Here is a 26,286-nt window from a genome sequence, read left to right as displayed (position 1 = left end):
GAAAGAGAGTGAGCGGGTAGGCGGGCAGGGGAGGGGCACCCGGCCAGGCGGCTTTTAGTACCTTGCGGCCCTCAACCAAACCGCTTATCATGGATACGACTGCCGCCCCCGATCTACGTTACCCGATTGGGCCCGCCGTGTTGCCCGAGGAGCCGCTCAGCCAGGGGCAGCGCCTGGCTCTGATTGCTAGAATTGCCGTGTTGCCCGACCAGGTACGGGCCGCCGCAACGGGCCTCACGCCCCAGCAGCTCGACACGCCTTACCGGCCGGGCGGCTGGACGGTGCGCCAGGTGCTGCACCACCTGCCCGACTCCCACCTGAACGCCTACACCCGCATGCGCCTGGCCCTGACGGAGGACAACCCCACCATTTGCCCCTACGACGAGCAGGCCTGGGCCGAGCTACCCGACGTGCAAGCCACCCCAGTGGCCGTGTCGTTGGCGCTGCTGGAGTCGTTGCACATCCGCTGGACGATTTTGCTGCGGCAGCTGACGGAGGCACAGTGGCTGCGCACGTTCTACCATCCCGGCTCCCAGCGCAGCTTTACCCTGGATCAGGCGCTGACGATGTATGCCTGGCACGGGCAGCACCACCTGGCGCACATCACGGAGCTGCGCCGCCGCGCGGGGTTTTAAGTTTGGCACCAACTGCCAGTACACATGAAAAAAGCCCCGCCGACTGCAGTCGGCGGGGCTTTTTTGTTGAAACGGATCCGGCTTAGATGTTGATGGCCTCGTCGGAAGTGGCGGCGGCCAGGCCGCCTTCGGTTTCTTCGTCCACCTTCTTGGCGGCCCGCACCAGGCTGCTGCTGAAGATGAACTCCTTGAGCTCGGGCACGGTGGTGTTCAGGATTTCGTCCTTGTTGCCGTCCCAGAGCTTCTGGCCCTTGTGCAGGAAGATGATATGGTCCCCGATTTCGACCACCGAGTTCATGTCGTGGGTGATGACGACGGTGGTGATGCCGTACTCGTGGGTGATTTCGTAGATCAGCTCGTCAATCTTGATGCTGGTGGCCGGGTCGAGGCCGGAGTTGGGCTCGTCGCAGAACAGGTAGGTGCAGTTGGGCGCAATGGCGCGGGCAATGCCCACGCGCTTCTTCATGCCGCCCGATATTTCGGAGGGCATTTTGGTGCCGGCGTTTTCCAGGCCCACGCGCTTGAGGCAGAACTCGACCCGGTCGCGCCGCTCTTCCTTGCTCATTTCGGGCGTGAGCATCTTCAGCGGAAACTCCGTGTTTTCGAACACCGTCATCGAGTCGAATAGCGCGCCGCCCTGAAACAGCATCCCGATTTTGCGGCGGATTTCCTGCTTGATGTCCACCTTGTTGTTGGTGAATACCAGCCCGTCGAAGGTGATGCTGCCCAGGTCGGGTTTCATCAGGCCCACGATGCACTGCAGCAGCACGCTTTTGCCCGTGCCCGAGCCCCCGAGCAGCAGGTTACACTTGCCCGTCTCGAAAGTGCAGGTAATGCCTTTCAACACGGGGTTGCCGTTGAAGGCTTTCTGAACGTTATGAACTTCAATCATGCTAATGTGCTGATTTGCTAATGTGTTTGAATGTGCTGATGATGTGCCGCTGTCGTATCAACCAAGCAAGTTGATTTAGCACATGAGCACATTAACCATTAGCACATTACAAAAGGACGGCGGCCAGTACGTAGTCGGCCAGCAGGATGGCAATAATGGAATTGGTAACGGCCCCGGTGCTGGCCGCGCCTACTTCCAGGGCGCCCCCTTTGGTGTAGTAGCCTTTGTAGGCGGAAATGGCCGATACCAGAAAGGCGAAGACCACCGACTTAATCAGGGCGAAAACGATGTTGTAGGGCACAAAATCGGTGCGGATGCCTTCCACGTACTCCTGGGCCGACATGGCGCCCGACAGCGTGCCGGCCAGGTAGCCGCCCATGATGGAGAGCACCATCGCCAGAATAACCAGCAGGGGAAACATCAGCATGGCCGCCACGATTTTGGGCAGTACCAGGTAGGAAGCCGAGTTGATGCCCATTACTTCCAGGGCATCGACCTGCTCGGTGATGCGCATGGTGCCCAGGCCGCCGGCAATGCTGCTGCCGACCTTGCCCGCCAGCACGATGCTGGTAATGGTGGGGGCCAGCTCCAGAATCGTCATCTCGCGCACCATGAAGCCGATGGTTGACTTCGGAATCAGGGGGTTGACCAGGTTGTAGGCAATCTGGACGCAGGTAACGGCCCCGATAAAGGCCGAAACGATGGAGACGATAAAGACGGAGTCGATGCCGATGAGAATGGCCTCATCCAGCATGCGTTGCCACAACACGCCCAAACGCTCCTTCCGAACCAGCATGCTTTGCATGAAGAGTAGAAACTCACCGAAGGTTTTAACCATAAAAAGAGAAGCAGAAAGGATAAAAGCCCAAACTTGCGCCGTAGGTAGCACGAAACAGCGCCCAGCGCGGAGCTTGCCTACCATACGTAAAAACCAAAACGCTAATCAAAGGAATGCAAAAATATATCGTTGTCACGGGTGGTACGAAAGGAATTGGCCGGGCTATCGGGCGGCGCTTCGCTCAGGCGGGCTTCGGCATCATCACCTGCGCCCGCTCGGCCCAGGACCTAGCCGCTCTCACAACCGCTCTGCGCCAGGAAGTTCCCGGCGTGCCGGTGCACACGCTGGCCGCCGACCTAAGCCAGGCCGAGGAAACGCGCCGCTTCACCGAATTTGTGCTGAGCCTGGGCGTGCCGGTCGAGGTGCTGGTCAACAACACCGGCGCCTTTGTTCCCGGCCGCTTGCAGGACGAGCCCGCCGACGGCTCGCAGCTGCGCCAGATGATCGACGTGAACCTGTACAGCGCCTACGACGTGACCCGGGCTCTGCTGCCGGGCATGATTGCGCGCCGCACGGGCCATATTTTCAATATGTGCTCCACGGCCAGCATCATGGCTTACCCCAATGGCGGCTCCTACAGCATTGCCAAATTCGCGCTCTACGGCATGAGCAAAGGACTGCGCGAGGAGCTGAAAGAGCACAACCTGCGCGTGACGGCCGTTTTGCCCGGCGCCACGCTCACGGCCAGTTGGGAGGGCGTCGATTTGCCGGCCGAGCGGTTTATCAAGGCCGAAGACGTGGCCGAAGCCGTATTCGGAGCCTACTCCCTGTCGCCTCAAGCGGTTATCGAGGAGCTGCTGATCCGGCCGCAGCTGGGGGATTTGTAGGTCGCCGGAGAAACGTAACGTAGCCGAAATCGAGCACGACGGCCCACAGCGCCACCGTGAGCAGGCTGCTGAACCCGCGCACTACGTTGGGGCCGGCGAAGGCTAGGGCGATGCCCCAGCTGCCCAAAGCGGCCACCAGCGCCAGCTTCAGCCAATCGAGGCGGGTTTTGGTGGGCTTACGGGCAAACAAGGCGCCGTAGCAGCCCAGCAGCACGGTGGCGCTGCCCAGCAAAATACCCACGGCTCCTTCCCAGTGCTGCAGTCTGAACAGCAGCCCGATGACCAGGCCCGCCCCGGCCAGCAGCACGGGCAGCAAGTACCGGGGACTGCGCCGCAGCGTACCTTTCCAGGCCACTATTAGGAGCAGAATGAGGGGCAGAAACTGCCCGAGCAGGGTAGCGGCCAACGTTGAACTCATAAGGCTGATTCACTTCTGCTGCACCACTTGGCCTTTACCGGTCACGCGAATGTCGGTTTGGGGCGGGTTGCCGGCGTAGTAGAGCGTGCCGGTGCCGGCGTTGGTGCCGCCCAGAAAGTCGCGGGCCTGCACGTAGGCGTTGCCGTTGCTGTCGTGGTTGAAGCGGAAGTAGCACTGCTGGGCTTGCAGGCCGCTGGCGCGGAGGCTGCCATTGCCTCCTACAAGCAGGGTGAACACGTTGGTTTGACCCCGCAGGTTGATGTCGCCCAGCTCGTACATGTCCAGGTTCACGTACTTGCTGCTGAGGTCCAGGTCGTAGTCGCCGGCCCCGACGAGGTGGCAGAAGAGACTGTCGGTGCGGAACGTGCCGGCGGTGCGCACGTTGCCCTGGCCCCGCAAAAACACGTCGCGCAGGCGGGGCAGGTACAGGGTTACTTCGCGGGGCGTGTCGTAGGTTCGCATCCAGTTGCAGCGGCTGGTGTTGCGGATGGTCAGCTGCCCGTGTTCCACGGTCAGCTCAATGTCTTCCAGCAGGTTTTCGCCGGCCCGCACCTCGGCGTAGGTTTGCGCGCTCTGCACCAACGTTACGTCCACGTTGTCGTAGGCTATTACCGTCTGGAAGGCCGCCAGCTCGCGCCGCTCCGACTCTACGTCGCCCGTGCTTTTGAGGCAGTCCAGCTCGTGGCCCTTGCCGCAGCCCGCCAGTAGGGCCGCCGTGGCGGCCAATCCGGCGTAAACACGAAAAACCCGCGAGGGGCGCTTAACTTGCGGCCAAATGGTACTTCGAAACATCTCTTCACTATGAACCTGACGGGCAAGATAGCCATTCTGACGGGCGTCAGCAAAGGAATTGGCCGGGCTACGGCCGAAGCCCTGCTGACCAAGGGCGCCATCGTGGCCGGCTGGGGCCGCACCGCGCCCGAGGGCCTACAACACGAACGGTTCCAGTTTTTCGAGTGCGACGTGCGCGACGAAGGAGCCGTGCAGGAAGCCTACGTGAACACCCGCCGGGAGCTGGGCGCCGAAATCCACGTGCTGGTCAATAATGCCGGGCTGGGCATAGCGGGGGAGGTCGACGGGTTTTCGTCCGACGACTGGAAGCTGATGTTCGACACCAACGTGCACGGCCTGTTCTACTGCACCAAGGCCGTATTGCCCCAGATGAAACAGCAGCAGGAAGGCCACATCATCAACATCAGCTCCATTGCAGGCACGACGGGCATCGAGAAGATGGCCGGCTACTGCGCCACTAAGTTTGCCGTGCGAGGCTTTTCGCAGTCGTTGTATAAGGAGGTGCGCAACGACGGTATCAAGGTGACGTGCCTGTACCCCGGCTCCACCGAAACCAACTTTTTCGACGACATTCCCGGCACCGAGGCCAACGCCTCGATGATGCAGCCCCGGGACATTGCCGACACGATCATCTACGCCCTGGAAACGCCCTTCAACTTCCACCTCGTGGACATTGAAATGCGCCCCTTGCAGCCGAAAAAATAGTGCTTGGTGCTTAGTGCTTAGTGCTTAGTTCGTTCAACGAAGCACCAGGCACCAAGCACCAGGCACCAAGTACCAAGCACTACCACAGAAATGGTTGAAGTACAACAGCTCAGCAAAATCTTCGGGACCCAGGCCGCGGTGAATGACATTTCGTTTTCCGTGGGCAAGGGCGAAATCCTGGGCTTTCTGGGGCCCAACGGGGCGGGCAAGTCCACCACGATGAAGATTGCCACGGGCTATCTGCCGCCCAGCCACGGCACCGTGAAGCTGGAGGGCTACGACGTGCAGACCGACCCGCTGGAAGTGCGCCGCCGGGTGGGCTATTTGCCCGAGCACAACCCGCTCTACCTGGATATGTACGTGCACGAGTACCTCGAATTCATCGGCTCGGTACACGGCCTCAAGGGCCAGTCGCGCCGCGCCCGGGTGCAGCAGATGGTGGACCGCGTGGGCCTGGGCCGGGAGCAGAACAAGCTCATCGGGGCCCTGTCGAAAGGCTACCGGCAGCGCGTGGGCCTGGCCCAGGCCCTGATTCACGACCCCGGCGTGCTGATCCTGGACGAGCCCACCACCGGCCTCGACCCCAACCAGATTGGCGAAATCCGCACCCTGATCCGGGAGCTGGGCCAGGACAAGACCGTCATTTTCAGTACCCACATTCTGCCCGAAGTCACGGCCCTGTGCAGCCGGGTGGTTATCATCAACCGGGGCCAGCTCGTGGCCGACTCGCCCGTGGCCGACCTGGGCGCCAAGGCGGCGGGTGAAACCATCATCCGCGCCGAATTCGAGCAGCCCATCGACGTAGCGCCGCTGCGCGCTTTGCCCGGCATTCTGGACGTGGAAGCCGAAGCCGGTAACCGCTACCGGATCCGGGCGGCGGGCGGCGCGGACATGCGCGGGGCTATTTCCCGCCTGGCCGCCCAGCAGGATTGGATATTGCTCGGCCTGCGCCAGGAAGAGCAGTCCTTGGAACAGGTGTTTCAGTCGTTGACGAAATGATTGAAAAGAACGTCATTCCGAGCGCAGCCGAGGAATCTCGCGTGCTGACGTTGTAATGCCATATAATTACCATTGCACGCGAGATTCCTCGGCTGCGCTTCGCTCCGCTCGGAATGACCACCGATTAAATCTCCTAACCAGCACATCCCCCGATGTTTGCCATCCTTCGCAAAGAATTCAACGCCTTCCTCAGCTCACCAGTCGCCTACGTGGTCATCGGGGTGTTCCTAGTGGCTACCGGTCTGTTCGTGTGGGTGTTCCCGGACAGCTCGGTGCTGGACTACGGCTACGCTGACTTGCAGACACTGTTCAACATGGCCCCCTGGATCTTCCTGTTCCTGATTCCGGCCATTACCATGCGCACATTCGCCGAGGAGAAAAAGGCCGGTACCATCGAGTTGCTGCTCACCCGCCCGCTCACCGACGGGCAGATTATCGGCGGCAAGTACCTGGCCTGCCTGCTGCTGGCCCTGCTGGCCCTGGTGCCCACGCTGCTGTATTACTACTCGGTGTACCAGCTCGGCAACCCTGCCGGCAACATCGACTCGGCCGCCACGGTGGGTTCCTACCTCGGGCTGGCCTTGCTGGCGGCCGTGTTTGCGGCCATCGGCATCTTCGCCTCGGCCATTACCCGGGACCAGATCATTGCCTTCCTGGTGGCCGTCGTCGGCTGCTTTCTGGTGTATTCGGGCTTCGATTCCCTGGCTTCGGTCTTCGACGGTGCCCCGGCCTACTACATCAGCCAACTCGGCATTGCGGCTCATTACCGCGACATCAGCAAGGGCCTCATCGACTCCCGCGACCTGACCTACTTCCTCAGCCTGATTGCCGGCCTGCTCGTGGCTACCCGCCTCGTGCTGCAAAGCCGCAACTGGTAACCCCACCCCAACCCCTCCCCTCCGGGAGAGGGGCTCTAGCCATAGATTCCTTCATAGCCTAGCTTCTGATTCAAGTCATTTCCGCTCCTACTGATCTAGCTTCTAGAATTTAGAACTAGAGCCCCTCTCCCGGAGGGGAGGGGTTGGGGTGGGGTCCACGCAAGAACATGCCCGAACAACCTACCACGCTGCCACAAGCCCGCCGCCGCCGCGACCTGCTCCGCTTCGGACTAGTAGTCGGGGCGCTGCTGCTGCTCAACTTCTTGGGCCAGCGGCTCTTTTTCCGCCTCGACCTGACCCAGGAAAAGCGCTACACCATGGCCCCGGCCACCAAGACGCTGCTTTCAACCCTCAAGCAGCCCGTGACGGTGACCGTGTACCTCGATGGCGACTTTCCGCCCGGTTTCCGCCGCCTGCAACAGGCCGTGCGTGAAACCCTGAACGAAATGCAGGTCTACGGCGGCGCGAACCTGCACTACGTCTTCGTCGACCCCTCGGCGGCCGGCACCGAAAAGGCCCGCAACGAGTACTACGCCTCCCTGCTGAAAAAAGGCCTGCGGCCCACCAACCTCGGGGCCAATGAGAACGGCAAGCGGGTCGAGAAAATCATCTTTCCCTGGGCCACGGTAGCGGCCGGCGGCAAGGAAGAGCAGGTGCTGCTGCTGCGCGGCAACCAGGCCGCCCCCTCCGACGTGCGCCTCAACCAAAGCATCGAGGGCCTGGAATACGAGCTGGCCAGTGCCGTGCGCAAGCTTAACCCCGGGCAGCGTAAGCGCATTGGCGTGCTCGAAGGCCACGGGGAGTTGAGCAACGCCGAAGCTGGCGACATCATCGGCTCCTTGCAGCAGTACTACGACGTGTTCCGGGTGGATTTGCGCAAAACCCGGCCCCAGGATTTGCGCACGCTCAGTGCCATCATCGTGGCCAAGCCCGCCACGGCCTACACCGAGCCCGAGAAGTTTAAGCTCGACCAGTTCATCACCCAGGGCGGCAACGCGCTGTTCTTCGTGGATGCCATGCGCGTGAACCTGGACAGCGCCAACCGTGGCGGCATGCTCTCCTTCCCGTTGCAGCTCAACCTGGAAGACCAGCTCTTCAAATACGGCGTGCGCGTCAACCCCGATTTGCTGCTCGACCTCAACTCGGGCGTCATTCCGCTGGTAACCGGCACCGAGGGCGACAAACCCAAGGTGGAGCCCATGCCCTGGCAGTTTTACCCGCTGATCAACAACTTCAGCAAGCACCCCATCACCCGCAACCTCGACGCGGTGTACACCAAGTTCGTCAGCACCATCGATACGGTGAAGGCCATGGGCATCCGCAAAACGCCCTTGCTATTTACCTCGCGCTACACCCGCGTGCTGCCCGCGCCCGTGCCCATCAACTTCAACGATGCCCGCCTGGAGCCCAACCAGAAGCTTTATAAGGAAAGCTTCAAGCCCGTGGGCTATCTGCTCGAGGGCCGGTTCCCCTCGCTCTACGCCAACCGCGCCGAGCCCGGCACCAGCACCTTTCAGCCCGCCACCTCGCCCAATGCCAAGCCCGCGAAAGTGCTGGTCATCTCCGACGGCGACTTTATCCGCTCCGAGCTGGACCCCAAAACCGGCAACCCCTACCGCCTGGGCTTCGACCGCCTCGCCAACACCGAATTCGCCAACCGCGAGCTTGTCCTCAACGCCGTAGACTATATGCTCGACGAAAGCGGCCTGATTTCGGTGCGCGGCAAGCAAATCACCCTGCGCCCCCTCGACAAGCTCAAGATCATTGAGCAGAAAAGCCGCTGGCAGCTGCTGAACCTGGTGGCCCCGCTGGTGCTGCTGGGCCTGTTCGGGGCCGTGCGGGCCTGGCGCCGCAAGCGCCGCTACGCGTCGTTTTAGACAGTAGCGCGAACTGTGTAGTTCGCGTGGCCCGCGCCGTTAGAGTCGTTCTGGCACGTGCACTACACAATTCGCGCTATTACTGATAGGCCCTTGAAGTCTCACAAATACAGTTTATCCGAGTCAGCTACGTAAAGCTCCAGGAACTCGGAAAAGGAGCTGGCTATGGCTTTGTATACGCCACCGCATACCACGTAGACGGTGTTGGTAGGGGAAGGTTCAGGGTGGAGCTGAATAGCATAGGCCGTGAGTGAAATCATGAAGTCGGCGAAGACGTAGCAGGTGCCGCACTGGTCGAAGGTGTACAGCAAGTCACTATACTTGGGCACGCCGTGGTAGTCCGCGAATTTGCTTTGGATGCTTGTGAGATTTGCCAGCGTGTAGAAGGCAAAGAAATTCGCGTCGTACTGGTCATTCGACCCGTTGACCGTCAGGAAGTACTGGGTCATATCTGCCGGCAACAACAAGCCGGCGGCTTGCTGAAAAGCTACTACCGCCTCCGTGGTAGCTACAGTCACCGTCTGCGTGGCCGGCTCAGCTTGCCAGGCGGTAGCCAAAGAGTGTAAGGCATCCATGTTGTCTACTAATTGCTGACAGGGGTATTAGCTGCTGTCTTCTCCAACAGCTCCCGCAGCACCTCGGCCTCCCGCTCTAGCCCCGCAATGCGCGCCTCCAGCAGCTTCTGCGGGCCCGCGCCGCAGTCGTAGAGCAGGGCGGTTTCGGCTTCTACTTCCAGCAGGGCCAACCAGTTGGCCTCGCGGGCCGCGTCCTTTACCGGGCCGGTATAGGCGCGCAGGGCGGGTAAGGCCGCGAGGCGGGCTTCATAGGGAGCGGCTTTCAGCCGTAGCTGTTCCAACTCGTAGCGCAGGCGGCCGGCGTGGTGCGCACAGTGAGCCAGGCGGGACTGCAACGGCTCCGGGTCGGGGGCAGGGGCCGGCAGCGGTGGAGGGGCGGGGCGGTTGCCGGCCGGGTCATACACCAGCCCCAGCGTAGCCAAGGTGAGCCGGACCAGTTGCACTGCCCGGCCCAGCGGCAACGAGCGTTGTCCACTTTCGGCCTGCGCCACCCGCACCCGGGACACTCCCAGCCAGCTACTCATCAGCTCCTGCGTCAGCCCTAGCTTTTGTCGGATTTCATCAGCCATAGTGAGTAGCGTTAGGAATGCAAGGGGGTACACTTTTAGGTGTAACAATTTAAACTGTTACACCTAAAAGTGTACCCCCTTAAGTGCTAGTTTATTTTTCCCAACTCAATTTTGCTTGCGGCCCTAATACCGAATCCGCTGGTCGGTGACGAAGGCGGCCAGCAGCTCGTGCAGGGAGCCCGACTCAGTCTGCACGATGGACGCCGGGTAGGAGGGGGCGGCCGGGTCCAAGTAGCCCGTCAGATAGGTGAAGTCCTCGGGCCGCACCGCCGTAAAGCCCATGCTCCACTGCGAAAAATTGCGCCGGGCAATGGGGCCGTCGGCCAGCTTGGTTACGTCGTAATGGCGCGGGTCCTGCTCGATGCGGCCGAAAATGTACTCGACCTCGTGCTGGGGGCCCTCCAGCACCTGCATAATGCTGCCCTCGCCGTAGAGGAGCACGCCGGTCAGGGCGTGGCCGTGGTTCCAGGCGCGCGACTGCACCAGCAGGGCCTGCAGCTCGGCGTCGCTGAACGGAGCCGTGGCGGTACTCTGATACACTAAGTGGTAGAGAGGGGTAACACGCATGCGATGCAACTACAAATAGGCTTAATGCAAGTAAATAAAATCCTTTCCGGCAGGCGTGCAATGGCCGAGCTTGAATTAAATGCGCGAAGCCCAGCCCCAAACCCGACCGGACGGGGCCCCGAGTCGCTATATTGCCCCCAAACCCGCCCACCCGGGCGCTAGAAAACCCCGCTTGGGTTTCCTATCTTTGTCCTCTTCCAAAAAACGCCAGCCAACCCCGCCTATATGAAGTTTATCGTATCGTCTTCCGCCTTGCTCAAGCAGCTGCAGAGCATCAACGGCGTGGTGACCAACAACCCCGTAGTGCCGATTCTGGAGAACTTTCTCTTTGAAATCGAAGATGGCAAGCTGACGATTACCGCCTCCGACCTGGAGACCAGCATGATTACCGAGCTGCCCGTGGAAGCCCGCGAGAGTGGCCGCATTGCCGCCCCGGCCCGCATCCTGCTCGATACCCTCAAGAACCTGCCCGACCAGCCCGTGACCTTCACCCTGGACGAGGAAACCTATACCATCGAAATTGCCTCGGCCAATGGCCGCTACAAGCTGGCCGGCGAAAACGCCACCGACTTCCCCCGCGTGCCGGTGGTGAAAGGCTCCTCGCCGATTGAGATTCCCTCCTCGTCGTTGTCGCGCGCCATCAACAAAACCATCTTCGCCGTCAGCACCGACGAACTGCGCCCAGCCATGACCGGTATCCTGGTGCAGCTGGCCGATGCCCAGGTGACCTTCGTGGCCACCGACGGCCACCGCCTCTTGCGCTACCGCCGCTCCGACGTGGGCGCGGGCCAGACGGCCAACCTGATTATTCCGCGCAAGGCCTTTAATCTACTGAAAGGTGCCCTGCCCTCCGAGGCAACTACCGTGCGCGTCGAGTTCAACAATTCCAATGCCTTCTTCAGCTTCAACCAGATGCGCCTCGTGTGCCGCCTGATTGATGAGCGCTACCCCGATTACGAAAACGTAATTCCGGTGAGCAACCCCAACAAGCTCATCATCAGCCGCGCCGAGTTCCTCAACTCGGTGAAGCGCATCATGATCTACTCGAACAAGACCACCCACCAGGTGCGCCTGCGCCTGGCCGGTTCCGAGCTGACCATTTCGGCCGAAGACCTCGACTTCAGCAACGAAGCCAACGAGCGCCTGGCCTGCCAGTACGAGGGTGAGGACATGGAAATCGGCTTCAACGCCCGCTTCCTGGCCGAGATGCTCTCCAACATCGACTCCGAGGAAATCACCCTGGAGCTGAGCACGCCCAACCGCGCCGGCCTGCTCATGCCCACCGTCGCCGACGACAACGAAAGCATCCTGATGCTGGTGATGCCCGTGATGCTGAACAACTACGTTTAATGGTTAATTGCTGATTGTTGGGAGTTGATTGTTGTTCGTTGAACGATCCAACAATTAACTCCCAACAATCAGCAATCAACAAGTACCAACCAACAATGAAAAAATCCGAAATCCGCTTCAGCATTGCCCTCGACGACCAGAAAGTGCCCGAGGCCATCAGCTGGACGGCCACCGACGCGGGTCCCGATATTCACTTTGCCAAGGCCATCAACATTGCCCTCTGGGACCGGGACGAGCGGGGCACGATGAAAATCGACCTCTGGACCAAGGAAATGCCCGTCGACGAGATGAAGCGCTTCTACGTGGACACGATGGGCGCCATGGCCGAAAGCCTGATTACGGCCACCAACGACACGGAAATGGCCACCAAGATGCGCAGCCTCTGCCGCGAGCTGACTGACTACCTGAACAAGCAGGAGTCGGAGCAGCGCTAGGATATGGCGACGTAGAGCGACGTAGAGACGCAACCTTGCGTCTCAATCGTTGTTTGTCCTACCGGTTATTGCCCAACGATTAGACGCAATTATGCGTCTCTACATTGTTCAGACAAAAACAAGAAAAGCCCCACCGGATTTGTCCGGTGGGGCTTTTTCTATACCTGGGAGCCAGCAAAATCTAACGGCCGGCTTCGGCCGAAGACGTGCGGGCCGGGCCGATGGTGGTACCGCGGCTGCTGGCGGGCAGCGGGTTTTGCACCGACTTCACGAATACGGCATTGGTTTGCTTGGCGTAGTCCTTGTCGTACTTGTAGAAATCTTCGCGGGAGTCGTAGTAGGCGCTGTATTGGTTGTTGCTCAGCACTCCGCGCAGCTCCTGGTCCCGCTCCCGGCACACAGCCCCGCACTGCTCATCAATGAGGCGGGGGTTGCCGGCGTTTTTCTGCTCAATGGCGGCCATCTTGGCTACTTTGTCCTCGTTGATGGCCCGCAGGCGGGTCGCCTGGTAGCCGTTCAGCCGCAGGTCGCGGGCCATCTGGTCGGAGAGGCGCTTGGCGCGCTCCTGCACCGGGTTCAGGCGGGGCGTGGGCTTGGTTTTATCCTGGGGCTGCACGGTAGTAGGCTTCTGCTGAGCCTGCGCGCCCAGCGTGGCGGCTAGAAACAGCGCGGCGGTAGCAAGGTGATTTCTCATGGTATAGAAGCATTTAGTTTGACACGTTGGAGAACTGCCAACAGCTAAAGCAAAGAAGCCTCAGCCCCCGGCAGGTGTCATTTACTAACGAAAAACTATGCCAGGGAGTTCGGGCTAATCTGCTAAAGGGGAAAGCCGGGGCAGCGGGACGCGGCGAAACACGCGGGCGGACGACCCGTTGCCGGTTGGCGTAAGCAAGTGCCAATCCGGTAAGCCGCGCCCGGCCGGCCTTAGCGCAGCAGCGGAGCCACCCGGGTACCCAGCAGCTCCGTGGCCCGCAGAATCTTCTCGTGTGGCAGCACGGCCACGTCCATCTGAAACGTGACCCGCGAAATGCCGCCCAGGGCCTCGGCGTGCCGCCGGATCTTGGCCGCTACTTCCTCCGGGCTGCCCACCAGCAGCGCCCCCAGCGGCCCGGCCTGCGCCTCGAAGTGCTGCCGCGTGAGCGTGCCGCCGCCCCGTTCCCGGGCCCGCTTGCTGAAGGTTTCGAGGTAGCCCGGCACGAAGTCGGCCACGGCTTCCTCGGTGGTGGGGGCCACGTAGCCCAGGGAGTGCAGCCCAACCTTCAGCTGGTCGGGGGCGTGCCCGGCCCGGCGGCCCGCCTCGCGGTACAGGTCAATCAGGGGGCGGAAGCGGTGCGTCTCGCCCCCGATGATGGCCACCATCAGCGGCAAGCCCAGCGTGCCGGCCCGCACAAACGACTCGGGGGTGCCGCCCACGCCCAGCCAGATGGGCAGCTGGGCCTGCGCCGGGCGCGGATACACGCCCTGCCCCGTGAGGGCGGGCCGGTACTGGCCCTGCCAGCGGATTTTTTCGGTTTCCCGGATGGCCAGCAGCAGCTCCAGCTTCTCGGCAAACAGCTCGTCGTAGTCGTGGAGGCTGAAGCCGAACAGGGGGAAGGCCTCCGTGGACGACCCGCGCCCCACCACCATTTCGGCCCGGCCCTGCGAAATCAGGTCCAGGGTGGCGTACTCCTGGAAGACGCGCACCGGGTCGGCGGCCGACAGCACCGTGACGGCGCTGGTCAGCCGGATGCGCTGGGTGCGCGCGGCGGCCGCAGCCAGAATCACGGCCGGGGCCGAGTCGAGGTATTCGGCGCGGTGGTGCTCACCGATGCCAAACACGTCGAGCCCAACCTGGTCGGCCCGTTCGATGCGCTCCAGCAGCAGGCGCATGGCCTCCTGCCCGCTCAGGGGCAGGCCGCCGTTTTGCAGCAGGTGGGAGGCAAAACTATCAATGCCGACTTCCATAGGAGCAGAGTTACGGGCGAGGGTTCGGGGCCTGGTATCAGGTCCTTAAAATACGTTTTTCCACATCATCGACTCCACGGGCTTGTCGGTGCGGTCGTTGTATTTGGCGTTGGCCTTGCGGTTGTAGAAGGTCTGCACGTCGCCCTGCACGGCGAAGTAGATGAGCTGGCCGATGGGCATACCGGCGTAGACGCGCACGGGCTGGGTCACGGAGATTTCCAGGGTCCAGGTGTTGCAGAAGCCTACGTCGCCTTTGCCGGCGGTGGCGTGAATGTCGATGCCGAGGCGGCCCACGCTCGACTTGCCTTCCAGGAAGGGCACTTGGGCGTGGCTTTCGGTGTATTCCTCCGTCACGCCCAGGTACAGCACGCCGGGCTGGAGCACGAAGCCTTCCTCGGCCGGGATGTCAAACACGTCGATTTCGTTGTGCTGGCGCGCGTCCAGCACCGCGTCGCGGTAGGTGGCCAGGTAGCGGCCCAGGTGCACGTCGTAGGAGTTGGTGCCCAGGCAGCTGGGGTCGTAAGGCTCGATGACGATGTTGCCGCGCTCAATTTCGGCCAGGATCTGCTGATCGGTAAGAATCATGAAAGGGAAGTTGTTGATTGCTGGTTGTTGAATGCTGCTTAGGGGACGGTCGTGATTGGCAAATGGAGAAGACTGCCGGAAGCGTACGCAACCACCAATCAACTCCCGGCAATCAACAGCGTCCACCGCGCCTTACTCCGGGTCGTCTTCGTCGCCGTAGCGGTCCTGGGGCAGGGTGCCGGCGGGGCGCTTGCGGGCGCGGGCGGCATCGGTGGGCTGGCGCTCTTCCAGCTCCTCGGCCAGGCCGTCGAGGCGGGCGCGCAGGTCGGGCAGCACGCTGCTCACGATGTAAAACAGCAGCAGGGTAGACGTAGCCGAGAGCAGCAGGGCCAGGTAGTCGACCCAGTCGTGGCGCACGGAAATATCCAGGGGGCGCCCGGCGGCCGAGGGCGAGGCCAGCGTGGGACCCGCCTGCGCGTCGGGCTGGGGCGCGGGGTCTTCCACCGCGTCGGTGGGGGTGGGCACCGCGTCGATGTCGGCCGGGGGCACGGCGGCTTCATCCACGGCGACGTCCTCGGGGTTGGGGTCTTCGGAGGCGTTAAACTGGGCCGAGGCCTGCTTGATGGCCCGTTGCAGGGAGCGAATCAGGGCCACCCGCTCGTCGCGCGGCAGCACCCGGATAAAGAACTCGAAGTTCTTGTCGATGAGCAGGGCGTTGAGCTGCTTTTCAAACTCGGCCAGGTCGGTGCGGCCCTTGCCGAAGCGCCCTTTAAAGCGTTCCGACACGTCGTTGTAGTTCAGAAACAGCTTCTTCAGGTTGGCGTTGCCGCCGAAGCCGTCGAACTCCTTGCGGGCCTTGTGGCTGCGCAGCGTGACGGGAAACTTGTTGCGGGTAAACGACTTGTCGTACACCGTTTCCATCGTCCGGAAGTTGAGCTCGTCCACGGTGCGGTCGAACAGGCGCTTGTTGGCTACGGCCGGCGCTTCTACCTGGGCGTGCCCGGTGCCGAGGCCGGCAACCAGCAGAAGTGCAAGGGAGAAAAGGAGACGAAATGGGCGCATGGCAGCAAAGCAGATTCGCCGCAAAGGTAACCAGTTGCCGTTGTGGTTCGGAAAAGCCGGGAAAAAACTATCCGGAGCCCGCCAAATGCACGCGCCGAGGTTCCTACCGCAGTTGCCGGCGTTCCTACCGGCGTGGCGCCCCTTCCTACCGGGCGCGGCCGCCTTTGAAAAGCACTTGCTGCTCTTTCTACCGCGGCTGCCAGCGTTGCGGAGGCGCGCGGCCGGGCTCCGGAGGCGCGCGGGGAGGGTGGCGGGGCTGTAGCGCGAAGTTTTACTTCGCGACGCGGGCCTGCCGTCGGTAGCTAATTCCGTTATCGTATCGTGCCACGCATAGCGCAGGGGAGCTGCGCGCTACAGCAAAAAGCCCTTTCCCGCGCGGGCAGGAAAGGGCTGGCTGGCAACAGGACGGACAAACGCCTACAGGCCGTGGGCTTCGCGCATCGACTCGCGGCAGGCGGTCAGGTAGTGGTCGACTAGGTCGTCGGTGACGGCCGTGGACACGAACAGGGCTTCGTACTGGGCCGGGGCCAGGTAGATGCCGCGGTGCAGCATGGCCCGGAAGTAGCGGCCGAAGGCCTCGGTGTCGGAGGTTTTGGCGTCTTCCAGATTATTCACCGGCTTATCGGTGAAGAATACGCTGAACATCGAGCCCACCTGGTTGACGGTGTAGTTCAGGCCCAGCTCGGCGGCAATCTGGCGGGTGCCGTCGGCAATGCGGGTGGTGATGCGCTCCAGCTCGGGGTAGAGCTCGGGGTGCTCGTGCAGGTAGGTGAGCTGGGCAATGCCGGCGGCGGTGGCAATGGGGTTGCCGGAGAGCGTACCGGCCTGGTAGACTTTGCCGGCCGGGGCCACGCAGTCCATAATGTCCTGGCGGCCGCCGTAAGCGCCCACGGGCATGCCGCCGCCGATGATTTTACCCAGCGTGGTCATGTCGGGTTTGATACCATACAGCTCCTGCGCCCCGCCGCGGGCCAGGCGGAAGCCGGTCATTACCTCGTCGAAGATCAGCACGATGCCGTGCTCGGTGCACAGCGCGCGCAGGCCCTGCAAATAGCCTTCGGCGGGCGCCACCAGGCCCATATTGCCCACTACGGGCTCCAGAATCAGGGCGGCTACCTGGTCTTTATTGGCTTCGATGGCGGCGTGGGTGGCGGCCAGGTCGTTGTAGGCCACCGTGATGGTGTCCTGGGCCACGCCTTCGGTTACGCCGGGCGAGTCGGGGGTGCCCAGGGTGAGGGCCCCGGAGCCGGCGGCAATCAGGAAGGAGTCGCCGTGGCCGTGGTAGCAGCCCTCAAACTTGATGATCTTGTTGCGGCCGGTGTAGCCCCGGGCCACCCGGATGGCCGACATGGTGGCCTCGGTGCCCGAGTTCACCAAGCGCACCTTTTCGATGCTGGGCACCATTTTCTTGATTAGCTCGGCCATTTCCACCTCGCGGCGGGTGGGCGCGCCAAACGACAGGGAGCCCTGAATGGCATCCTGCACGGCGCTGAGCACCACCTCGGGGGCGTGGCCCAGAATCATGGGGCCCCAGGAGTTGATAAAATCCAGGTAGCGGTTGCCGTCCACGTCGGTCAGCCACGCGCCCTTCGCCGACTGCATAAACACGGGGTGGCCGCCCACGGCCCGGAAGGCCCGCACCGGCGAGTTGACGCCGCCGGGAATATGGTCTTTGGCGCGGGTAAACAGCGCGTCGGAAGTAGCAAGGTTGAGGTCGGTACGCAGGGCTGGTTCTTGGGACATGGGAAGCGGATAATAGAAGGAGTAGAGAAAAAGATTTCAGAACGTCATGTCTCCCGTTGGTCGACATGACGTTCCTTACCAGGTTCTGCAGTAGTAATAAACCTAGCGGAGGCCCACTGGGTTCTGAACTTCCAGCTCCAGGCGTTCGAGCTTGGTGAAGGGCACGTACTGGTTGTCGTGGGCGCCGGCGGGGTAGCCGATGCCTTGGAACACGGCCCCCGAAACCGGCCCCGAGGAGGCCAGGTTCTGCTGGAAGCCGGGGCCGTTCTGGTGCAGCTGGGAGCCGAAGTAGTAGAGCAGCTCGAAGCCGGTGAAGGCAAACACCGACGGCGGCAGGTTCTGGCGCTGGAGGTAGAGCTGGCGGAAGCGCCGCACCCCGTAGGCGGTTTTGTCGAGGTACTTGGGATGCACGAAGAACACGTCGCGCGCGTCGAGCTGGCCCAGGCTCACCCGGGAGTTTTCCAGCCAGGAGGCGTAGGTGAGCAGGGGCAGGCGGGCGCCCTGGGCCTGGAGCACGCCCAGGGTGTAGGGCCCGGCCTTGCGGTGGTCGGAGGCCACGACCAGGTGGCCCACCGTTTTGAGGTCGAGGCCCGCGAAGCCGGCGCTGATGGACTCCTCCACGTCGGAGTTGACGCGGCGCAGTTGGAGCACCTTGCCGCCGAGGGCTTCGTAGGCCGTTTTGTAGGCCTGTCCGAAGGCCGCTTCGTCCTTGGTATCCTCGTAGAGCACCACGGCCGTGCGGCTGGCGAAGCGGGAAATGGCAAACTGCGCCGCCTGCTTGGCCTGGGTGACGGTGCTGGGCTCAAACAGGTAGTGCCAGCCGTTGTCGAGCACCAGGTCGGCGTCCTGGGAAAGCGGGTTGATGCAGATAATCTGCCGCTGCTGGGCGTAGCGGGCCAGAATCTTGCTGCCCGACTTGTAGATGGGCCCGATAATCAGGTCCATCGAAGCCAGCTCGGGCAGGGCCAGCACCTGCTTGAGTTGCAGGGTGTCGGCGCCGGTGTCGTAGGAGTAGAGCTGGATGGGGCGGCCCTCGCGCTGCAGCGAGTCCTGGGCCAGGCGCATGCCGGCGTAGAGGTCCGTCACGAACTGGTTTTTGCGCTGCTTTTCCCAGCTGGGGTCGTCAAACTCGAAGGGCAGCAGCACGGCCACGTTGTAGCTGCTTTTCTTCTGGGCCCTGGGCCGGGGCGTGTAGCGGGTCCGGTCGAGGCTGAACTGCGTGATGAGCTGGTCGAGCGTGGGCTTGTCGGCGTCGGTGTACCAGCCGCCGTTGGCGAGCTTGTCGGCGTAGGCGCGGCCCACGGCGGCATCCTGGGGGTAGTGTTGCAGCAGGGTCTGGAACTGGAGCTTGTCTTTCACCCGGGGCAGGTACACGGCCTTCATGGCTTCGCGCTCGGCTTCGAGGCGGCCGGCCGGTATCTGGGCCAGCATTTTCAGGGCGTTGTCGGCTTCGCTGAGCTCAAACGACACCTGGGCCTGGAGGAAAAACGCCTCGGCCAGGTTGGGCCAGCCGGGGTACTCGGTGCGCAGCAGATTCAGCATCTGCTCGGCTTCCGCCCACTTTTTGGCCCGGGTGGCGGCTACGGCGTACAGGTAGGCCGCTTCGGGGGCGCGGTCAAACCGGGCGCTGGGCGGCGTGAGCGGCTCCAGCTCCTGCATGGCCAGGTCGTAGCGGGTCTGGGTAATCAGGGTTTTGCCGTTCTGGTAGCGCACCGTGGGGTCCGAAGAGCCCAGGTTGGCTGGCAGGGGCGGACCGGCGGGCCTGGCGGGTACCACGGCCGCCTTGGTGGCCGGCGGGGGCGTGGGGGCGGAAGTGGTTTTGCCGGGCGCGGCGGGGGCGGGCTTCGTGGCGGTGCCGGAGGTGGGCGCGGCCGTGGTTTTACCGGTAGCCGCTGGCTTTGCCTGCCCAGGGGTTTTGCCCGCCGGGGCGGTGCTGGCGGCGGGTGTTTTGGCCGGAGTGGTGCTGGCCGCGGGTGTTTTGGCGGCCGGCTTTTTAGCGGCAGGAGTTCCAACCACCGGAGCCGGGCGCGGTGCCGTGGGCCGGGCCGGCTGCTGGGCCCAGAGGGCGGTAGGGGGAGTAAGCGTCAGCAGCGTGGCTGCCAGCCGGAAAGCAAAGGAATGCCTCATAGCAGAGGGCCAGGGAATTAGGTCAGAAGGGCAGAAACCCGGCGCGGGCCGGTAGCTGGATTCGGGCAAAGGTACGTAGGATCGGTGGGGAAGCGGAGGGTATTCAATTTCTGGGTTATTTTAACGGCCCGCTACTCCGCCGCCCAAACTGGGCCGGGGCGTATACTGGGCAAGTGAGTTTTTCGTTTCCGGGCCTATGCTACCTTCTTCCGCCGCCTTTTCCCAGCCCGAGCTGCGCCAGCGCTTCAACCTGCTGCTGCTGCTGGGCGCTTCCCTGACTTTGAGCGTGGTGCTGGTCACGTTCCGGGTGTTCCTGACGCACAAGGTCTACTTCGTATTCCTGCTCTGGAACCTGTTTCTGGCTCTTATTCCGTTCGGGCTGAGCACCATGCTGGGCCTGGCGGCCGGCCCGGTGCGGGCCCGGCTGCTGCTGCCGGTCGGGGCCGTGTGGCTGCTGTTTTTCCCCAACGCGCCCTACATCCTCACCGACCTGTTTCACCTGGAGCCCCGCAGCGGCGTGCCCTACTGGTACGACCTGGCCCTGATTCTGAGCTGCGCCTGGAACGGGCTGATGCTGGCCTACGCGTCGTTGCTGGATATGCAGGCCCTGGTGCGGCGGCGGCTCGGGCCGGCCGTTAGCTGGGTCTTCGTGGTGGTGGCCCTGCTGCTGAGCAGCTTCGGCATCTACCTGGGCCGCTACCTGCGCTTCAACAGCTGGGACATCATCACCAACCCGCTGAACCTGTTCTACGATATTCTGAACCGGGTGCTGCACCCGGCGGCCCATCCGCGCACCTGGGGCGTCACGCTGCTGTTCGGCGTGTTTCTGCTGCTGGGCTACAGCACCGTGCGCCTGCTGGGCCGCCTGAACCCGGCTCCCATCGAGGACTAGCGGCGCTGGTGCCCGGCCGCCAGCTGGTCGAGCAGCGCGAATAGAAAGGCCTGCCCCGCCGCCAGCTCCGCCGTGCGCTGTTGCAGCTCGGCGGCCGGCTGCACCCAGGGCCCCGGCACCAGCTCGTGGCCGTCGTGTAGCAGCATGGCGTCGAGCAGTTCGGCCGTCAGCTCGGGGTGAAACTGCAACCCCACCACCCGGTTATCAAAGACGAAAGCCTGCCGGGCGCAGGCGGCGGAAGAGGCCAGTAGGGTGGCGTCAGCGGGCAGGTCAAACGTGTCGCCGTGCCAGTGCAGCACGGTCAGGGAAGCCGCCGGCAGGGGCGGAAAAAGCGGGTGCGCCGGAGCTGCGGTTGGGGGATAAATCGGCCAGAAACCAATTTCCAGCGCCTCGTGGCGGTACACGGCCGCGCCCAAGGCATCGGCTACGAGCTGGGCGCCCAGGCAAATTCCCACGACCACCTTGCCGGCCTGAATGGCGGCCCGGATGAACTGCTTTTCCGGTGGCAGCCACGGGTGCAGTGCTTCGTCGTGCACGCCCATCGCGCCACCCAGAATCAGCAGCCAGTCGAAGGCGGGCAGGGCCGGGAACGTGGGGCTTGCTTCGTAGAGGCGGGTGTAGGTCCAGCCGTGGCCGTGGCGGGCGGCCCAGTCCAGGATGGTGCCGGGCGTTTCGAAGGCCGCGTGCTGCAGGCAGTGCAGGCGCATCGTTAGCGGAGGTCGTCGTGTTCGAGGTACAGGCTGCGGGTCACCCGCCGGGCGCTGACTTCCCCACCCGCCGCGGGCCGCAGCAGCAGGTCTTGCCCGGCTTGCAAGGGTTGTTTGGCCGCCTTGGTATAGAATAGTTGCAGGAGCGGCTCGGTCCAGGCCCGCAGGCCGACTCTGGCCTGCTCCCGCAGCTGCACTACCTGGTCGAAATCGGGCCGGCCGGCAATGCGGTGAAGCAAAAACTGCTCGAAGCCCTGGCCCACCAGCAGCACGGCCGGCTTGGGGCGGGCCTTGGGGTTGAGCTGCTCGAAGTAGAGCACCTGCTTGATGCGCACCGTAATCTGGCGGGCAATGGGCGTGCCGCCCCGCTCAAAATGCCCCCGGTAGAGCGTGGCCCGAAAGGGCCGGGGCTGGCGCACCATCTCGGGCAGCACAAACTGCTCGGGCTCCAGGGTGTACACCGTTTCCCCGGGAAACTGCTGCCAGCTGGCCTGGTAGACCGCCTTGGCCGAGTCGCTGAGCGTCAGTTCCAGCACCACCTGGTAGTGGTGCGGGCCGTGAAACATGGGCAGGTGGGAGGCAAACACGCGGGTAGTGCCAAAAACCAGCATGCCGTGGGTGCCGGGTCGGTCGGTGCTAGCCGGGGCGGGGGAGTGGTGCTGGGCTTGCGCGGCCAGGCCGCCGAAGAGAAGCAGCACCGCCCACAGAGCGCGGCGCAACACCCAAGGTAGGGTAACGGGCATTGGTCAGAGCAGGACAAAAGGGGGATTGCCAATACGCGGCACCGGGGCAAAGATAGGGCTTCGGCCGCAGCCTCGGTTAGCCATGCCCGCAACTCGCCGGAAAGCCGTTTCTTGCCGCCCCTATTCTATATAGTCGATGAAACTTCCTTCCCTGCAGCACGTCGTGGCCGAAGCCGCCCGGGTGGTGCGCCGCTTCCCGCTGACGCTGCTCTGCGCCCTGGTGCTCTGCGGCGTGAGCATCTACCTCCAGCGTATCAGTAACCAGGAAGAGCAGCAGCTGAGCTGGCTATTCCCGGTGCTGTCGACGGCCGGGCTGGGCCTGACGCTGACGCTGAGTACGGCCCTGGCCGCGGAGCGCTACCGGTGGTCGGGCCTGCGCAAGCTCGCGGCAATTCTCGGCACGCTGGGCCTGCTGGCGCTGTGGTACGCCGTCAGCCCCGCCGAGCCCGACGTGGTGTGGGGGCTGCGGCTGTTTGTACTGCTGGTGGCGCTGCACCTGCTGGTAGCCGTGGTGCCCTACCTGCCCGAGCTGCGCCGCGCGGCCGACACGCCCGGCTTCTGGCGCTACAACGAAACCCTGTTTCTGCGCATTCTCGCGGCCGGGCTCTACTCGGGCGTGCTGTTTGCCGGCTGCGCCCTGGCCCTGGTGGCCATCGACAACCTGTTTGAAGTAACGCTCGACCGGCACATCTACGGTTACCTGTTTACGGTGCTGGCTACGGTGTTCAATACTTGGTTTTTCCTGGCCGGTGTGCCCCACGACTTTGCAGCCCTGGAGCAGCCGGCGCCCTACCCGAAGGGCCTGAAGGTATTCACCCAGTTTGTGCTGCTGCCCCTGATACTGCTCTACCTGGGTATTCTCTACGCTTACCTGGGCCGGATTCTGGTGCAGTGGGAGCTGCCCAAAGGCTGGGTTTCCTTGCTGATTCTGGTGTTTTCGGTGGCCGGCATCTTCGCCCTGCTGCTCATTCACCCCGTTCGGGACGAAGCCGAAAACACCTGGATTCGCACCTTCGCGCGCTGGTTTTACCGGGCCCTGCTGCCCTTGCTGGCGCTGCTGGCCGTGGCCATCGGCACCCGCATTCAGGCCTACGGCATCACCGAGGAGCGCTACTACGTGCTGGTGCTGGCCCTGTGGCTGGCGGGCATCCTCGCGTACTTTCTCTGGCGGCAGGGGCGGGGCATCATCTGGATTCCGGCCTCGTTGGCCGTAGTGGCCTTGCTGACGGTGGCCGGCCCCTGGAGCGCCTTTGCCGTGGCCCAGCGCAGCCAGCTGCGGGAGTTGCACGAGCTGGCCGCGCAGTACCGGCTGCTGGCAAACGGCCGGCTGGATTCGGCCGGGGTGCGCGTGCCGAAGCTGCCCCTGGCGGCCCGCAAGCGGCTGACGTCCATCTTCGAGTTTTTTGCCGAACGAAACGCGGTGCAGCAGTTGCAGCCCCTGTTTGCCGCGTCCCTGCAAGTGCCTGATTCGTTGCGTAGCAAGCCCAAGGGCCGGCAACAAAGCTGGCAGACCGAGCAGCTGTTTGCCGCCACTGATATTGCCCGGGCCAGCCGCTACGATTATGACACGGACGAAGAAATGCGGGCCGATTTTTATACGGCCTCGGTTAGCTTTTATGACCTGGGTACTGGCCGCTACTGGCTGCCCAACGTGGATTATGACACGTATGGCGACTATCCTGGAAGCGTGCTCACCGAGCTTTCGGTGCGGGAAGGAGCCTTCCGCCTGCGGGCCGTGCACCAGGGCCACGACCTGTGGCTGGAGCAGCAGCGGGCCGATGGCAAGTGGCAGCGGCAGCTGAGCGTGTCGCCCGGCACCGTCGCCGACTCCCTGGCGCGCGAGCATGGCCGCAACCCCGAGCTTTCGGTAGAGGCAGACAAAACCAAAATGAAGCTGGCCGCCCGGGCAAATGACCTGGCCCTCACGCTGTTGCTGCAGCACGTGGCCCGCCACCAGAAGAGTGACACGGTAACGTACACTTTCGCGGGGCAGGCGTTGCTGGAGCTAGCCGACAGCCGTCGGTAGCCGGCCAAAGACTTAGGGCGTCTGAGCCGACACCCGCAGGCCGTAGAACAGGTACAGCAGAAACAGGGTACTGCCCAGCAGCAACCCAAACAGCACCCAGCGCAGGGCGTAGCTGGCCGGGGCGGTTCCAGCCGGCCGCTGCAGGCCCGGCCAGGCCATCCACAAGCTTATCAAACCAACCAGCAGGGCAATAAACAGCATCAGCGTTCCAATCAGGTGAACCGCAAAAATAGTCGGCCCACCAGACATCCAGCGTAAGGCCCCGCCGAAAAGAAAAAGGCTGCCCCGGAACCCCGAAGCAGCCTTTTTTCGCTGACTATTGAATGAACTCACTCATTCACTATTTCACTATTTCACCGCTACTCCCACTCAATCGTGGCCGGGGGCTTGGAGCTGATGTCGTACACCACGCGGTTGATGCCGCGCACCTGGTTGATGATTTTGTTGGAGACGTGGGCCAGGAAGTCGTAGGGGAGGTGGGCCCAGTCGGCCGTCATGCCGTCCACGCTGGTCACGGCGCGCAGGGCCACTACCTGCTCGTAGGTCCGCTCGTCGCCCATCACGCCCACGCTCTGAATCGGCAGCAGCATCACGCCGGCCTGCCACACCTGCTCGTAGAGGCCAAACTCGCGCAGGCCGTCGATGAAAATAGCGTCGGCGCGCTGCAGCAGGTCTACTTTGTGCGGGGTCACGTCGCCCAGGATGCGGATGCCCAGGCCGGGACCGGGGAAGGGGTGGCGGTGCAGAATGTTGTGGGGCAGCTCCAGCGCGTCGCCTACCTGCCGCACCTCATCTTTGAACAAGGCCCGCAGCGGCTCCACGATTTTCAGGTTCATCTTCTCCGGCAGGCCGCCCACGTTGTGGTGGCTCTTAATCGTCACGGCCGGCCCTTTCACCGACACCGACTCAATAACGTCCGGGTAAATCGTGCCCTGGGCCAGCCACCGGGCGCCTTCCACCTTCTGGGCTTCCTGGTCGAAGATTTCCACGAAGGTGCGGCCAATGGCTTTGCGCTTGCCCTCCGGGTCGCTGATGCCAGCCAGGGCCGTGTAGAACTCCTGCGAAGCATCCACGCCGCGCACGTTCAGGCCCAGGTCCTTATAGGAGTGCAGCACGCTCTCAAACTCATCCTTGCGCAGCAGCCCGTTGTTGACGAAAATGCCGTGCAAACGGGGCCCGATGGCCCGGTGCAGCAGCAAAGCCGCCACCGAGGAGTCGACGCCGCCCGACAAACCCAGAATCACCTGGTCGTCGGGGCCGATGGTGTTTTGCAGGGCCAGCACCATGCTATCCACGAAGTGCTCGGGCGTCCAGCTTTGGTCGCAGCCGCAGATGTCGACCACGAAGTTGCGCATCAGCAGCTTGCCCTCCGTGGAGTGCGTCACCTCGGGGTGAAACTGGATGCCGTAGGTTTCCTGGCCCACCACGTGGTAGGCCGCCACGGCCACTTCCGGGGTGCTGGCAATGATGTCGAAGCCCGCGGGCAGGGTCTTAATCGTGTCGCCGTGCGACATCCACACCTGCGAGCCGCTGGTCAGCTCCCGCATCAGCGGGTTGCTGGCGTTTAGGTGGCTGAGGCGGGCCCGGCCGTACTCCCGGATGGTGGCGGGCAGCACTTCGCCGCCGCCTTGCTGGGCCAGCAGCTGGGCACCGTAGCACACGCCCAGCACCGGCACCTTACCCAGGTAGCGGCTCAAGTCGGGGTTGGGCGCTTCCGGGTCGCGCACCGAGCAGGGGCTACCCGAAAGCACAACGCCCCGGATATCCTCAGTGAGGTCCGGGGCGTGCGTATACGGATGAATCTCGCAGTAGACGTTCAATTCCCGAATGCGTCGGGCAATGAGCTGGGTGTACTGGGAGCCGAAATCGAGAATTAAAATCTGTTGGGGCATGCGCAAAGTTAAGGACCGCCGCCCCACGAGCCAAACCGGGGCCGGTTATCATTTGGCGGGCAGCCCCTGGGCCGGGAGAAAGAAATTCCACGTCACAATTGGTAGGCAATCGGGAAGGAAAAATCGGACGAAAATCAGAAATCAACCCAGTAAATAGGTTTTTTACTATGTAATAGCGGTTTTGTTACCTTCACAGCTACAGGCGTTTCGGCCTTTTCCCGCCGCCGGGGCCGGGGCATATTTGGAAAAATCTTTGGCTCTAAAATCCT

The 26,286-nt window shown here is 63.1% G+C and carries 27 protein-coding genes; 10 read left to right on the top strand and 17 right to left on the bottom strand.

Translation table 11 applies throughout. The features are described from left to right. Nucleotides 1–89 precede the first annotated feature (89 nt). Nucleotides 90–635 carry a YfiT family bacillithiol transferase gene (locus E5K00_RS06745; protein WP_135462474.1) on the top strand — a complete coding sequence of 182 codons (546 nt, stop codon included), beginning with the start codon at nucleotides 90–92 and terminating at the stop codon, nucleotides 633–635. An 82-nt stretch (nucleotides 636–717) separates the two neighbouring features. Here E5K00_RS06745 and E5K00_RS06740 read toward each other — a convergent pair whose 3' ends face one another. Both E5K00_RS06740 and E5K00_RS06735 read right to left on the bottom strand, forming a co-directional pair. Then, a complete protein-coding gene (locus E5K00_RS06740) occupies nucleotides 718–1,527 on the bottom strand; it encodes an ABC transporter ATP-binding protein (RefSeq protein WP_135462473.1) in 810 nt (269 codons plus the stop codon). 106 nt (nucleotides 1,528–1,633) lie between these two features. Next, a complete protein-coding gene (locus E5K00_RS06735; protein ID WP_135462472.1) occupies nucleotides 1,634–2,365 on the bottom strand; it encodes an MlaE family ABC transporter permease in 732 nt (243 codons plus the stop codon). A gap of 113 nt (nucleotides 2,366–2,478) precedes the next feature. On the opposite strand from E5K00_RS06735, the gene E5K00_RS06730 reads away from it, so the two are divergent. Next, nucleotides 2,479–3,192 (top strand): SDR family oxidoreductase, encoded by a 714-nt coding sequence (locus E5K00_RS06730; protein WP_135462471.1) that lies wholly within the window; start codon nucleotides 2,479–2,481, stop codon nucleotides 3,190–3,192. Here the strand turns inward: E5K00_RS06730 and E5K00_RS06725 are convergent. Both E5K00_RS06725 and E5K00_RS06720 read right to left on the bottom strand, forming a co-directional pair. Then, complete coding sequence (locus E5K00_RS06725) at nucleotides 3,149–3,610, bottom strand: hypothetical protein (RefSeq protein WP_135462470.1); 462 nt, start codon at nucleotides 3,608–3,610, stop codon at nucleotides 3,149–3,151. The genes E5K00_RS06730 and E5K00_RS06725 overlap by 44 nt on opposite strands. A gap of 9 nt (nucleotides 3,611–3,619) precedes the next feature. Beyond that, nucleotides 3,620–4,336: a head GIN domain-containing protein gene (locus E5K00_RS06720; RefSeq protein WP_167856775.1), complete on the bottom strand. Its 717-nt coding sequence runs from the start codon at nucleotides 4,334–4,336 to the stop codon at nucleotides 3,620–3,622. Nucleotides 4,337–4,411: 75 nt separating this feature from the next. On the opposite strand from E5K00_RS06720, the gene E5K00_RS06715 reads away from it, so the two are divergent. The 4 genes from E5K00_RS06715 (at nucleotide 4,412) to gldG (ending at nucleotide 8,861) form a co-directional block, all read left to right on the top strand. Next, nucleotides 4,412–5,107, top strand: coding sequence for an SDR family oxidoreductase (locus E5K00_RS06715; RefSeq protein ID WP_135462468.1), 696 nt, complete (start codon nucleotides 4,412–4,414; stop codon nucleotides 5,105–5,107). A gap of 90 nt (nucleotides 5,108–5,197) precedes the next feature. Further along, on the top strand, nucleotides 5,198–6,106 hold the full coding sequence (gene gldA, locus E5K00_RS06710) for a gliding motility-associated ABC transporter ATP-binding subunit GldA (protein WP_135462467.1): 909 nt from the start codon (nucleotides 5,198–5,200) through the stop codon (nucleotides 6,104–6,106). Nucleotides 6,107–6,258: 152 nt separating this feature from the next. Next, nucleotides 6,259–6,984: a gliding motility-associated ABC transporter permease subunit GldF gene (gldF, locus tag E5K00_RS06705; RefSeq protein ID WP_135462466.1), complete on the top strand. Its 726-nt coding sequence runs from the start codon at nucleotides 6,259–6,261 to the stop codon at nucleotides 6,982–6,984. Nucleotides 6,985–7,151: 167 nt separating this feature from the next. Next, nucleotides 7,152–8,861 (top strand): gliding motility-associated ABC transporter substrate-binding protein GldG, encoded by a 1,710-nt coding sequence (gene gldG / locus E5K00_RS06700; protein ID WP_135462465.1) that lies wholly within the window; start codon nucleotides 7,152–7,154, stop codon nucleotides 8,859–8,861. Nucleotides 8,862–8,962: 101 nt separating this feature from the next. On the opposite strand, the gene E5K00_RS06695 is transcribed toward gldG, so the two are convergent. From E5K00_RS06695 to E5K00_RS06685, 3 genes are all read right to left on the bottom strand, one after another. Then, the gene (locus tag E5K00_RS06695; RefSeq protein WP_135462464.1) at nucleotides 8,963–9,436 is read right to left on the bottom strand and encodes an SMI1/KNR4 family protein; all 474 of its coding nucleotides are present in this window, start codon (nucleotides 9,434–9,436) and stop codon (nucleotides 8,963–8,965) included. Between the two features lie 8 nt (nucleotides 9,437–9,444). Then, entirely contained in the window at nucleotides 9,445–10,005 is a 561-nt protein-coding gene (locus tag E5K00_RS06690; RefSeq protein WP_135462463.1) for a helix-turn-helix domain-containing protein, read from the bottom strand. A gap of 123 nt (nucleotides 10,006–10,128) precedes the next feature. After that, nucleotides 10,129–10,572, bottom strand: coding sequence for a BLUF domain-containing protein (locus tag E5K00_RS06685; RefSeq protein WP_135462462.1), 444 nt, complete (start codon nucleotides 10,570–10,572; stop codon nucleotides 10,129–10,131). Between the two features lie 225 nt (nucleotides 10,573–10,797). On the opposite strand from E5K00_RS06685, the gene dnaN reads away from it, so the two are divergent. Further along, nucleotides 10,798–11,922: a DNA polymerase III subunit beta gene (gene dnaN / locus E5K00_RS06680; protein WP_135462461.1), complete on the top strand. Its 1,125-nt coding sequence runs from the start codon at nucleotides 10,798–10,800 to the stop codon at nucleotides 11,920–11,922. A 95-nt stretch (nucleotides 11,923–12,017) separates the two neighbouring features. Further along, nucleotides 12,018–12,356, top strand: coding sequence for a gliding motility protein GldC (gene gldC / locus E5K00_RS06675; RefSeq protein ID WP_135462460.1), 339 nt, complete (start codon nucleotides 12,018–12,020; stop codon nucleotides 12,354–12,356). A gap of 181 nt (nucleotides 12,357–12,537) precedes the next feature. Here the strand turns inward: gldC and E5K00_RS06670 are convergent, their stop codons facing one another. The 6 genes from E5K00_RS06670 to E5K00_RS23190 form a co-directional block, all read right to left on the bottom strand. Next, the gene (locus E5K00_RS06670; protein ID WP_135462459.1) at nucleotides 12,538–13,050 is read right to left on the bottom strand and encodes a hypothetical protein; all 513 of its coding nucleotides are present in this window, start codon (nucleotides 13,048–13,050) and stop codon (nucleotides 12,538–12,540) included. A gap of 230 nt (nucleotides 13,051–13,280) precedes the next feature. Then, nucleotides 13,281–14,300: an Atu2307/SP_0267 family LLM class monooxygenase gene (locus tag E5K00_RS06665; RefSeq protein WP_135462458.1), complete on the bottom strand. Its 1,020-nt coding sequence runs from the start codon at nucleotides 14,298–14,300 to the stop codon at nucleotides 13,281–13,283. Nucleotides 14,301–14,345: 45 nt separating this feature from the next. Then, the gene (gene dcd / locus E5K00_RS06660; RefSeq protein WP_135462457.1) at nucleotides 14,346–14,885 is read right to left on the bottom strand and encodes a dCTP deaminase; all 540 of its coding nucleotides are present in this window, start codon (nucleotides 14,883–14,885) and stop codon (nucleotides 14,346–14,348) included. Nucleotides 14,886–15,017: 132 nt separating this feature from the next. Further along, nucleotides 15,018–15,887, bottom strand: a complete 870-nt coding sequence (locus E5K00_RS06655) for a hypothetical protein (protein WP_135462456.1) — start codon at nucleotides 15,885–15,887, stop codon at nucleotides 15,018–15,020. Between the two features lie 417 nt (nucleotides 15,888–16,304). Further along, on the bottom strand, nucleotides 16,305–17,630 hold the full coding sequence (gene hemL, locus E5K00_RS06650; protein WP_135462455.1) for a glutamate-1-semialdehyde 2,1-aminomutase: 1,326 nt from the start codon (nucleotides 17,628–17,630) through the stop codon (nucleotides 16,305–16,307). Between the two features lie 102 nt (nucleotides 17,631–17,732). Next, a complete protein-coding gene (locus tag E5K00_RS23190) occupies nucleotides 17,733–19,757 on the bottom strand; it encodes an ABC transporter substrate-binding protein (protein ID WP_135462454.1) in 2,025 nt (674 codons plus the stop codon). A gap of 196 nt (nucleotides 19,758–19,953) precedes the next feature. Between E5K00_RS23190 and E5K00_RS06640 the strand changes: the two genes are divergently transcribed. Then, nucleotides 19,954–20,649: a DUF1361 domain-containing protein gene (locus E5K00_RS06640; protein ID WP_135462453.1), complete on the top strand. Its 696-nt coding sequence runs from the start codon at nucleotides 19,954–19,956 to the stop codon at nucleotides 20,647–20,649. On the opposite strand, the gene E5K00_RS06635 is transcribed toward E5K00_RS06640, so the two are convergent. Both E5K00_RS06635 and E5K00_RS06630 read right to left on the bottom strand, forming a co-directional pair. Next, nucleotides 20,646–21,356, bottom strand: a complete 711-nt coding sequence (locus E5K00_RS06635) for a type 1 glutamine amidotransferase (protein WP_135462452.1) — start codon at nucleotides 21,354–21,356, stop codon at nucleotides 20,646–20,648. The two genes, E5K00_RS06640 and E5K00_RS06635, sit on opposite strands and share 4 nt — an antisense overlap. Nucleotides 21,357–21,358: 2 nt before the next feature. After that, on the bottom strand, nucleotides 21,359–22,099 hold the full coding sequence (locus E5K00_RS06630; protein ID WP_135462451.1) for a hypothetical protein: 741 nt from the start codon (nucleotides 22,097–22,099) through the stop codon (nucleotides 21,359–21,361). 136 nt (nucleotides 22,100–22,235) lie between these two features. On the opposite strand from E5K00_RS06630, the gene E5K00_RS06625 reads away from it, so the two are divergent. Beyond that, on the top strand, nucleotides 22,236–24,125 hold the full coding sequence (locus E5K00_RS06625) for a DUF4153 domain-containing protein (RefSeq protein WP_135462450.1): 1,890 nt from the start codon (nucleotides 22,236–22,238) through the stop codon (nucleotides 24,123–24,125). 12 nt (nucleotides 24,126–24,137) lie between these two features. Here the strand turns inward: E5K00_RS06625 and E5K00_RS06620 are convergent, their stop codons facing one another. Both E5K00_RS06620 and guaA read right to left on the bottom strand, forming a co-directional pair. After that, nucleotides 24,138–24,326, bottom strand: a complete 189-nt coding sequence (locus E5K00_RS06620) for a hypothetical protein (RefSeq protein ID WP_135462449.1) — start codon at nucleotides 24,324–24,326, stop codon at nucleotides 24,138–24,140. A 158-nt stretch (nucleotides 24,327–24,484) separates the two neighbouring features. Further along, complete coding sequence (gene guaA / locus E5K00_RS06615; protein WP_135462448.1) at nucleotides 24,485–26,017, bottom strand: glutamine-hydrolyzing GMP synthase; 1,533 nt, start codon at nucleotides 26,015–26,017, stop codon at nucleotides 24,485–24,487. Nucleotides 26,018–26,286: the final 269 nt, after the last annotated feature.

Origin of the sequence: Hymenobacter aquaticus, from assembly GCF_004765605.1 — a bacterium.
In the GTDB taxonomy this organism is placed as follows: Bacteria; Bacteroidota; Bacteroidia; order Cytophagales; family Hymenobacteraceae; genus Hymenobacter; species Hymenobacter aquaticus.
The sequence above is the reverse complement of the archived record's forward strand: the minus strand, read 5'-3'. Positions and strand labels throughout refer to the sequence as shown.